Origin of the sequence: Shewanella nanhaiensis (assembly GCF_019457885.1) — a bacterium.
Classification (GTDB): Bacteria; Pseudomonadota; Gammaproteobacteria; order Enterobacterales; family Shewanellaceae; genus Shewanella; species Shewanella nanhaiensis.
On sequence record NZ_JAHZST010000008.1, the window covers coordinates 35,164 to 47,206 of the forward strand.

At 41.4% G+C, this 12,043-nt stretch carries 1 protein-coding gene (cut by a window edge); it reads left to right on the plus strand.

Translation table 11 applies throughout. The features are described 5' to 3' along the window. Window positions 1–12,043, plus strand: the 5' portion of a protein-coding gene (locus tag K0625_RS12580) for an Ig-like domain-containing protein (protein ID WP_220110018.1). Its footprint extends 25,436 nt past the window's final position; 12,043 of the gene's 37,479 nt are visible here — the first part of the coding sequence; its start codon is at window positions 1–3; its stop codon lies off the right edge, out of view.

Genomic DNA, 12,043 nt, shown 5'->3' on the forward strand with positions numbered 1-12,043 from the left:
ATGTTAAAATGGATTTTTGTTCTTTTTTTCTTGTTTCTCAGTGGAGCAAGTTATGGACAGGTGCAGGCCGATATTAGAGCTTCTGGTATTTTAGCGGCCCAGAGTACTCAAAATTATATACTTTGGTTAAGTGACTGCTCAGTTGTTGCTTCTGCTGAAGTTTCCAGTAGTGGAAGCTATCAGCAACTTACTCCCTCCGCGGATAATCAAGCAAGTAATAGCTGCCAATATCTTTTTTCTACAGATGAATCCCAACAATTCAGCCCAAGTGTTCGAGTTAACTTTAAAGATGGAACTAGTGAAATTTTTTCGGAGCAATTTCAACAAGAGGTAAATTCCCCAGAGCTTCAGCTATCAAGCGTTTCAGTTGTCGAAGACGGTGGAGCCCAGCTACTTTCTCTAGTCTTTACTGCGCAAGATGATATTGATTTAAGCTATTTAGGTGTTGATGTGACAGCCTTTAAAGCATCTGATCTTCGAAGTGTAGGAGGAGTCGTTGAGCAGGTTAAGCCTCTAGCTTTTGCTGCTACCAATGGATACGCCCGTATCTATCCAAAATCCGATGACCAGACTGAGTTTGTGATTAATATTCCTATTCAATCTGGTTTGAGCCAAGCTGAGATTGCTAGTAATGCACTGGTATTAATTGATGCGTATGCTCTTGATGCTTCGGGGAATAAAAGTCTGCTTTCCTCAATTGAAAGCACTGGGGGAAATATTGAGGAGAAAGCGCTATCTTGGCGAGTGTTTCCTGAGGAGATCTTAATAACAGATGTTCTTCAGTCGGTGACAATTACACCGAGTATCGAGTTTGAGTTTCGCGGCGAGACACTTGTTCAAGGTGCTGGCCGAGGTGTTTCTTATATATCTGACAAACCTGAGCAAGTTTATGTTAACTCCTCTGGCGTGGTGTACCTGAACTCTAGTGTTGAAAATACGACAGCAACTATTCAATTAAACTACCCAGGCTTGCCTGAACTTAGTGTTCCTATTCGCATCGATTTGTCTAAAAATTTGACTGGACTGGCATTTGCTAACTTTGAAACTAGCTCCTTTGTACTTCCTAGTTTAAATAAAGATTTTCAACTTCCACAAATTGAAGCTATTTTTGATGATGGATCTCGTACTCTTATTGCTGATCAGTATCCTTTAAATTTGGTGCTACCTGAGCATGCTAAAGATATTTTGAGTTTAAATGGTAGCAACATTCGGGCACAGAAGGCTGTGGTTGCTAACTCTCCAATAAGTCTTGAAGTTTCACTGCAAGGCAATAGTTCTATCTCTGGTACTTTAGATATAGAGGCCCAGGATGCATTGCCAATAGTAACCTTATATGCACCAAATAAGGTTGAGGTTGGAGAGGAGATTTTAATCAGTGTTGAAGCCCAAGATGACGTAGCTATTCACAAGGTCAACATTATGTTGAATGGCTCAATTGTCAGTAGTTTATTGGAATACCCCTATCAGATTCAACTTCCTATCACGCCAGAGATGCTAGGACAGAAATTAAAGCTTGAGGCTTTAGCTGTAGACTCGGCTGGGCAATACTCTGAAATTGCAATTAGTAATGTTTTGGTGGCGGATAAAGTTGAGCTTGATATTTCAGAACTAATTTTTGAATCTCCGATAGAAAATCAAAAAATTGTTGAGTCATCGCCTATTCGATACCAACTTGCAAGAGAAGTTGGGCCGTTAAAGCATGCTCATACTATCTTTTTACCTAAGATAAAAAAGATAGAGTTTTTCTTTGATGGCGACGTAATTGCTGAGGCATTAAGGGCGAACTTTGAGATCCGTAAAATTCAAACAAGTAGTGGCGAAAAAGAGTATCTCTTTGAGGTATGGAGTGCTGAAGTTCGTTCGCCGGAAAGCTCATTAAAGGAGACCTCAGCAGCCCTGTTCGCTAAGGTACACAGCAAGGGAAAAACTGCTGATACTGCAAGCAGGTTAATAAGGTTGGTTGAAAATTCAAGCCCTGAGTTACTTGTTACTAAACCCCACCAATCACAAACTGTGGTTGCTGGCCAACCTATGCCATTACGAGTCACAGTGAGTGATGACACATTACATTTTGGCACTGAGATACACGCTACTATTGATGGGAAGCAGATATTTAATCGACGTTTAGTGGATATAGATAAGCAGTATCAACCCTCAGTGGATGTCCCCTTAATAACCATAGATGAGTTAATCAATATTGCTGAGGACGCGCTTGGGAGCACGCTTGACTTGGTGGTTAGGAGTATTGATTATCATGGGGAAAGTACTGAATCAGAAACCATTAAAGTTAATGTTAAAAGAGACCAGCCGCCAACAATTGCTCTCACATCACCTATTGAAGGAGCAAATTGGGTAGCGGGTCTGCCTGTTGAGTTAATGGCATCTGCCAGTGATGATATTGCCATCAAGCAGGTCGATTTTTATGTTAATGATATCAAAATTGGTACAGATATTACCCCTCCATACAGCGCCGTTTATCAAACGCCGGATCTTACACAAGGTGTACAAAGTTTAGAGGTGAGGGCTGAGGCATTTGATTCTAGTGGTAACTTAGGCTCTAGTCAGCTCGTTAATGTCAGCTTAGGATTTGATGAGCAACTTCCTGTTGTGCATATCGTTGCGCCACCAGTTACAGGAGTTCTAGCTGATACCTCTATAGCATCGGTTGTAGAGGGGACTGACGAGTTAATTAAGATTAGTGGTTATGACAATGTTGGTGTTAAAAGCTTCTCTCTCAGTGGAATAAGAAAGAGTGGAGGTCAATATGTGTTAACAGGTTTGGCTACTGATATTGTAACTGAAAATGACATTGCTATTCAGGAGATACCAGGTAGCGCGAATGCTTTCTCTATTGTTGCTTTTACTCGTTTTCCTCTTTTTCAGGGAGTGAATGGTGCTGAAGCTGATTATTATGATCTAATTACGTCGGTTAGAGATGCAAGAGGAAATGAGAGCTTTTCCAATTTAAAAATTGCAGTTACAGAAGATCTTAGAGCAGAAGTGACGGATCTTAAATTAAACAAAAATAGCTATACGGCTCAGGATGAGCTGAATGTCTCCGTTATTGCTAATGATGATGTAGCAGTGGTAAAGATAGGTTTAATACTTTCAAATGACGCTGGAGAGATTCTATTACAACGTAATATCCAGGGAGCTTCAGGCTTAACTGTTGCTAAGAATACCAGTGCAAACTTTAATATTAATCTTAAGTCTTTGGCATTGGAGAATAAAACACAAACGTTAACTTTAGTTGCTCAAGCTTTTGATAAGTCTGGTGTTGCATCTGAAAACTATTCGAAGTCCATTAATATTTCGGCTGATACTGATGGCCCATTGAGCAGTATTGATGAACCCGTAATTGGTAGTGATCTTCTTAATGAGGTTTCACAAACTCTAGTCTGGGCAGCAAAAGATGCTTCGCCTATTGAAGTTGCCACTCTGAAATTAAATGGTCAAATCATAGAGACGGTTTATGTACAGGATGACATCTCATTTCTAGAGAGAACTCACTTTGTTTTATCTGATGAAACTAAGGCTGTTTTTGAAATAGATGCGACAGATATTTTTGGAAATAGCTCAACAAATAGATGGGAATACAAAGTCAGAGATACCCTTTCTCCCGTTGTCGATATTTTATCCCCTGTTGATGGGGAGAGGCTATATGAAGGAGAGCAGTTTATTGCGCGAGCAAAAGTAGATGATGACGGATACATTAGAGAAGCAACCTTTGAGCTTCTTGTTGATGGGCAAGTAGTCGCAACGAAAACAATTGTACCTGAAAACGGGGAACATAAGTCGACGTTTGAATTCTCAACCTCTTTGAGATTTCCACATGTCCCCGACTCCTCTAAAGTCGAGCTTAGAGTTCATGCTATTGATAACCACAGTAAAGTTGGAACGAGCTTGACTGAGCTGGTGGCGTTAAATGATGTCAGCCCTCCCACTGTGACTATGCTGATGCCTGAAGAGGCCCTTGTATTGCTTCCTGGAGAGAATTTTTCTATTGAAGGGTCCGCTCTAGACGATATTTTTGTTAATACAGTGAATGGGATTTTAATCGATTCGGAAGGCGATGAAACAGAGTTAGAGTGGCAAAGCTTAACGCGCGAAGATAGCATTAAAGCTATCGAAATTCCCGATCCCATAACCTTAGGCTCTACGATAGTAAAAGAGCAATATTTTACTGAAGTGAGTGGTTTTCCTCTGCTGCCTGCAAGCTTATGGGGGGAGGCTGATAATCAGTATCAACTTGTACTAAGAGCTAGAGATAATGGTATAAATACGGTCTCATCGGTTTCGATTCCGCTCACCTTTAGTGCAGATATAAAGCCACCTTTGATCAATGTACAATCTCCTTTAGGAGAGGTGGTTGAACGACAAGTCGTGAAGTTGCAAGCTACAATTGAGGATGATGTCAGCGTTGCTGCTTATAAAGTTTACTTCCCTGGTAATGAAAGTTCTCCTATCGTTTATGAGCAGAATGTAAATCAGCAGAGAGTTGAGCTAAGTTCAAATGCTAGCCCTTCTCCAATAGAGATAGATCTTTCCGATTTTTCGCCTATCGAAGGTGAAGGTAAGCACATTAGCATCATTTTTGATGCATGGGATCATAGAGGGAATAAAGCTTCTCTTAGCCATACGTTTAAGATTGTGCCCGATAGTCCTGCTCAGATAGAGGTCACTGCTCAATTACCGCAAACTAAGGTTCATGGCGGTGTCTTTTTCTATCAAACTCAGCTAGTAGATGACTATGCTAATCAAAAGCAACCAACCCTTTCGGCATCGTTAGCGACCTCATTTGAGCTGTTAGCTGATAATAGACAAGCTTGGTATTTGAGAGCTAATGGTAATAGCGAAGCCACTTTATCTGATGATCTGCTTAATCTCGGGTTCAGCTATGAGGAGGCCACTGAAGATTGGTCGCTGAAAGTTAATAATCAAAACTATTATGAATTTTCTCAAGGTGAACTAATCGTCACGCCAATGAGGATAAGGTTAAGTGATACTTTATCGCTTGTTAAAGGCAGCTTAGAAAGTGACATTAACTTTACTGTACGCTACCTCACTAAGAATCAGTGCCCACAATTTTGGGAGCAAAGGAGCATCAGTGCTAAAGAGGGGGTAATCCTAAGTGATCTTCTCCCCTTTGGTGTCACCGAGGCTGTGATTATTCCTGAGTATAGTGATGGAACTGCTCACGGTTATATTAAACAGATAAGACTCGATCTCGAGAAGCAAAGTGGTTTACAGCTCTTCCCTGGTGAATTGGGATTATTAGCTGTAGATCCCGAAGAGGTTCGTTTGTCTGTTGAGTTACTGGATAATACAAAAAGTACACAAGTCTCATGGCTTACGATGAGTCGTTTAAGTAAGAGTGATGGAGATAAAAATAACCAAGTTTATAAAACTAAAGGTGAAGTCGGAGTTTTACCTTTAAGTTCTGTTACCTCCTCTTTTGATATTTTTGCGATTGCTGCGGATCGTAACTTTTCATCGGTAGAGCGTCAGCCTTTGATCGAGCCTGTGAGAATTACTATATCTGAAGATGGTGAACTTCCTGATATTGAACTGAGCCAGCCAAGTTTGACATCAACAATCATCGCGGGGCAAGTTCTCAATATAGAGGCTAACTTGAGCGATAATGCTGCACATCTTCGTCAATTATCTATTTATTTAAATGATAAAAAATTAGCGGAGCACGGTAGCGTATTGCTGCAAGGGTTACATCAACTTTACCTTCCAATCGAGCAAACCTTAACCCCTGGTAGTCTAGCGACGATTAGGTTTGTTGCTGAAGATCCCTCTGGAAATATGTCAGAACAGTCACTACAACTACCTGTGACTGCTAATAACGCCCCTGAAATAAGTTGGAAGAAGTTTGAATCACACCGCAAGATCACCGATCTGACTCGGCTGAATTATGGTGAATTTTGGATTAGACAGGGGGCTATTTTTAATTTAGACCTTTCGGTAAGTGATGATTCAGGTCTTGAAAAGCTCCAGCTTATCCGTTTGCTAGAGGATGGTTCTGAATTTGTTGAAGTTGAGAAACGTTATGATCACGACTGCCATCAACTACCGACATTAAAAGATTTAGCTAAACTGTCAGCTACTTTCGAATATGCTAAAACTCAACAATATGAGCTGAGATTGACAGATAATATTGGCCAGGTAACCAGTCTTAGGTTTTACGTACATCCGTTAGCTAATATTGTCCCCGGAATTCGTATCACTCAACCCGCAGCCGATCAATATATCGCAGCTGGAAGTTTTAACTTAACAGCGCGTGTAGTGATGGCTGATGATATGCCTCTTGATGAATTCCAAGCAAGCTTGTTTATCGATGGCTTTAGAATGCAAGCATTAAAAGCTAAGGATATCTCGCATGAATTAACCTCTGTAGATCTGCAGTTGCTTGAAGAGATCTATGATGATTTTGAACGTAATTATGGCGTTCAAGTGGCTGAAGAGTATGCTCGGCCAGACAGCGATAATCTGTCGGTTAGGGAGTATATAATTTCTGTACCAATTGAGATTATTGGTGCTAATCAAACAGTGGCTTTAGCTGCGCAAATTGTCGATAAAGATCAGGCTATTGGTAGTGATGAAATTCAGTTTGTAGGGGCTGAGGATGAGATAAAGCCTCAAGCTGCAATCATTTCGCCAGTAGGCACCGAGTTAGTGACAGAAGCAAGTACCTTACCTATTACATTTAGAGGCTTTGACAATGTTAAAGTCGCTGAAATGAACCTAGTTACAGCGTATGGAATAAAAACAGGGCAGGGCTATATAAAACAACAGTATGGCACTCCTGTTCGAACTATAAACTCAATTCCTGCTAAAGACTTTGAAGCGGTAACACAAAATAATATTGATACGCCTATCTATAACCATCTGGTATCTGTTCCTAAAATAGCCGATATGTATCAATTCTTCGATCAAGTGGCTGTAAGTGATGAGAACCGTTTTGATCTGTGGGTGAAACTCACTGCAAGGGATCATGCTGGAAATGAGTATCAAATAGAGCAGTCCTATCCTATTCGAGTCGATGAAAGACCTGTAGTGGACATAGTAACACCGAGTAATTTGGAGCGAGTTGTTTCAGGCAGTAAATTGGCTGTCAATGTACATGCCTATGATGATGTTGGGATTCATTACGTTAATCTTAGGGTTACTCAAGGCGGGGAAGAGATCTATAGACGTAAGCTATTGTCCGGCCCTTATACGTTTGTCTTTGACGTGCCAGAGCTTGGTGACTCAACCAGTAATCAGCTAGTACTTGAGGTTGAGGCACTAGATACTTATGGGGCGAGTAATCAAGATTTAGACCGTCATCTGGCAACAGAGTCTTTAACTGTCACGATTAAACAAGATGAACCGCCAATTGTCACCATTGCAGCGCCTTTGATGGCCGATGAATACCTTGAAGGTCAACATATACTGGTTCAAATCAATGCCATTGATGATATCGGGATTGAAAATGTGGGACTCGCAGTCGCTGGGTTGATCACCGGCCCTCAGCAATTGGTAGTGGCTCGTGCGCCCTATGAGTTTCTGATAAAAGTCCCTTACGGACAGAAAGGGAAAAACATTAGTTTTACTGCGACAGCGACCGAAAAAAGGTATCAAGGAGAGGCGCGTTTAGCTAGCTCTCAAACAATAGACGTAACGATTAGTGAAGATACTTCAGTGCCTGAGATATCAATTTTGGCGCCTATACATAACGCCATAGTTTCAGAGAAAGGTGCATTAGAGTACTACATTGAAGCGACTGATAATGTTGAAGTTGGAAATATTGTACTGAATCTCTATGCAGATAAAGATCTTAATGGAGTGTTAAGTGAGTCTGAGTTAATAAAACAGCAGTACCTGTTAAACGCCCCATATTCTGGACGCATTCCTTTAGGCACGATCGCCAGTTATTTGGGAGAGGGGAGCGAGCTGGATAGTTTGCCTATGGCTATTGATGTTATTGCATCTGATGGTGCTAATAATAAGAATCAAAAGCAGGTGTCATTTTTATTAAGGGCAAATGCTAAGCCATTAGTTGATAGTATCGAGCTTCTAAATAGCGAAGGAGAGTTACAGAATAATCCTGATGAGATCACTCGTGGTCGTGAATTTGTTATTAATGTTCTCGCGTCAGATGCAGAGAAGGGGGTTGGTAGTGTCATTTTATTCCGTGGGGTAAATGCAACTGTCGATACCGATTATGTTGAAGTGGGAAGAGATAACTCTGCTCCTTTTGAATTTCATCAAAACTCTGCAGATATCGCTGTGGGAGAAACCTTGAGCTATCGTGCGATCGCTATAGATCAAGATGGCTATGAGTCGGTTCTGTCTGCGGCAAAAAGGTTTACCATAGTTGCCGACAAGGCACCTGAAGTGAATATTATTAAGCCTGCTAATGAGCTGAGTTATCTTATCTCAGGTAATGCCATAGATGTGTTTGCAGAAGTTCGTGATGACTTAGGTGTGGCGGGTATAGATAGAGTCGTCTTCTTGATGGATGATACCCCCGTATCAACTGTGACAGAGCCCTATCAAGGCGATGGTTCTTCTGGCATAAATAATTGGTATAAAGCATCAATATTGCCTTCTGCTGACGCCAGTGGTGTGGCAATTCAAGTTGTCGCATACGATAAACTTAATCAAGCAGGTTTTTCCCAAGTTATAAGATTAGGTATTGTTGAGGATACTGTTGCTCCTGAAATTGTATCTGTTTTACCTCAAATGGGAGATATTCTTGAGGGGGGAGAAACTCAATTAACTAGCGTGCTGATTAAAGATATAGGTTCAATTTCTCAACGTCGAGTTTTACAAGAGTGGATAAGAGAATATCAAGATGATAGCGGGGTATGGCATACATTAGCGAGTATAGAGAGGGAGTTAACCTACGATGACAGTCGTGCCCTTGAGCTTGGGCTAGAGACGGGTAATCCTAATCATCATAGTTATCTCTACTGGGCGCAGTTTAGTGATGGACGCATTCTATCCCATGAAAATAAACGTGGAGAACGTGTTCGTATTGTGACCCGTGTAGTGACAAATAAACACCTTGTTGAAGAGGAAACGAGTCATGAAGTGTCGCTGCCAATCTCAGAACATCGTTTTTGGCTACCTACTGACGGTCCTAGTGTTGAGGGGCGCTTAACACCTAAAGAGAGTGCTAAAGAGATCTTTTATGGCAATTTAGCTCAATATAGTTCGGGTGAAGGAGTTCAAAGTTTAGCGGCTTCTTGGTCAACGAGATCAGCTTTAGATGTTCTGAAGGATTTTAGTCGTTTTGATAGTACGGTAAAGAGAGACTTTGACGAGATCCCTAAAGCTTATACAGGGCTATTTCTTGCTGATTTTTATGACCACCAAGAAGCGCCGGAAGAGGGGGAGAGATTCATCTTCTCTGAGCTCATGAACGGTAGTGCTGAGATTTTCAGAGGGACAATCACAGGAGTATCAGCTAGGAATAACTTAGTGTTAGCTGCTAAATCTGGTGATGACTGTGCTAGCTGTCTGAAAGATCCAGACTTTAATTTTTACCTCAAATCAGAGATAGAAGAGTTTCCTGAGAATGGAGCTTTATACGATAACCCGCAAGCTGAAATATTACTTTTTCATAAACGTAATGAGGATGAGCAGTTTGGTATCCCATATTTATTAGCTGGAACAGTCGAGCTTCCCTTCAATGATGCTTATAGCCTTGCACAAGCAGGTAATTTAGCACTAGTCGCTAATGGCGCTGGTGGCGTGCAAGTGGTCAATGTTAGTGACCTATCGGCACCTTACCATGTTGGCTTTATTAAGCCTGATGGTTTTGTGCGAGATGTTCAGGTTGCGGGTAAATACGCCTTTATTACTGCTTCCTATCAAGGTGTTGTCGTTGCAGACTTATCACGTCCACAGATGCCAATTGTGGCGACGTTAGATACCGCAGGTATTGCTAATAAACTTAAAATTGTAGGCAATAAAGCTTATGTTACTGATATGGGCGAATGGGATGGAGCTGGCGCTCTGCATGTCTTAGATATTACCGACCCTGTTAATTTAAATATTACCAATACCTTTACGCTTAAACCTCAGCGAGAGGATTACTCTAGTGGGGGGGCTTATGATGTTGAGGTCGTTGGTGGTAAAGCTTATGTCAGTACTTACTTTGTCGATCAAGAGGGGAAACCAGCTGAAGGTGTTGTAGAGATCATTGAGTTACAGCAAATTGGTATGCCCCAGATTGATCCAAGCCGTCCAGTGTTAAGCCACAGGCCCGTATCTGATAGTGACTATCTAACGACAGATATTGCTTTAGCAAATGGCCGAGTGCAGCTGGCTGCTGGAAAACAGGGAGTCATAGAATTAGAGTTTCCAACTTTAACCATAGTGAGCCATAGCCCCTACGCAGATCAAAATAATGTGGGTACCTTATCGCTTGATATTGAAACTCACTTTTCATCCGCACTTCCGGCTGATCTGAGTTGGCAAGATTATATTAGTGTCACTCAGGGGCATCCAGATATCGGATTAGATATCAGTGATAGTTTTGAGTTTGCTTTTAAAGCATTAGTGGATGGTGAACCCTCAACCAGAGTTATGGTGGCAAAGCTGAAAGATGGGCTTGAGCTGCAAGCAGACAGTCACTACTTTGTACGTATTAAATCTGGAATTAAGCCAATTACTGGGTACATGCTGCCAGAAGATTATATCTTTAGCTTTACAACTATTTCTGCACTCTCCGCTAATGCACCTGAATTTGTCAGTATTACACCTGCACAAGGTGATGTTGCGGGTGGGACTGACATCTTGATTGAAGGTTATCATTTCAGCCAAGAGATAAAGCTTGAGCTTGGTGGATTACCTTTGAGCATTACCCAGCTTGAATTAGGGGATACAGAAACTGAATTAGATCTTATTAGAGCCACAACTATACCCAATTACCCAGGGCCTGCAGCGTTAAATCTAATTAATCCTGGAGCTGTAAATACATTTATTCCAGGGGCATTTACCTATGTAGATCAATTACGCCTCTCTTTTGTCTCTCCACCGTTTGTTAGCGTCAGCCAACAGGGGCGCAATGATCTAGTGACCCTTATAGGTCATGGGTTTAGCCCTGAAATAACGTTAAAGGCTTATCGTAGTGATGGGGTGGGTGAGCAGGTGATACAGAAAGTCGATGGTGATCGACTCACCCTTTACAGTGCTGAGAAATTTGATTGGCGAGTACCTGACTTTGGTGAAAATTTCAGAGGGTTTGTAGATATTGAGTTAACCGATACTCGTGGTCGAACAGCTGTGCTGTCAAAAGCACTATTTTATGGAGGGCTGGTGGTTGATAGGACATTAGAGACTCGAAAACCTCTCACTTTGGACGAGATTAAACAATACAATAGTGGTGAAACTGGTGGTTTATTAGATCCTGTGAAGCTGCCAGCAGGTGGTATTGTCGATATTGCAAGTGATAGTGAGCTGTCACTCGTTTACGTGCTAGGTAAAGGGATTAATGACTATAGAGCAAAAAGAGAGTCTCAAGTTTTTGAACCAGAATATGTGTCGACTTATTACGCGCCTGGTTGGTTATCGGTGGTGCATTACGATCGAGAGCGATTAAACTCTGCAGCGCCTATGCATGGGCTTGGGTATTATGATCTGCCCCAAACTGTTATTCCTAAGGCATTAACCTTAGCGGATGAGCATATCTATATTGCCGCTAAGGGTAGAAACTTCCCTTATGTCGCTCTTGAGTTTGAAGACCTCTCATACCTATTTGTCGTTGATAGAATTAAGGCGCTACCTGGAGAGAATGAAGAGCCTGTCAGTAGAGGGATTATTGCTTCTGTAGCCTTGCCATTTGATAGTGTGGCACAACAAATTTTAGTTAAAGACAATCTACTTATAACAGGCTCTAATAGCCAAGTTGCAGTTCTTGATATTAGCTCCCCTACTCGACCTTTTGTATTAAAAACATGGGATAGTGTTGAGTTTGAAGGAAAAGAATATGATTTATCGATTGATGATCTGACAATCAAGCAAGATAAACTTTGGTTGACAACTT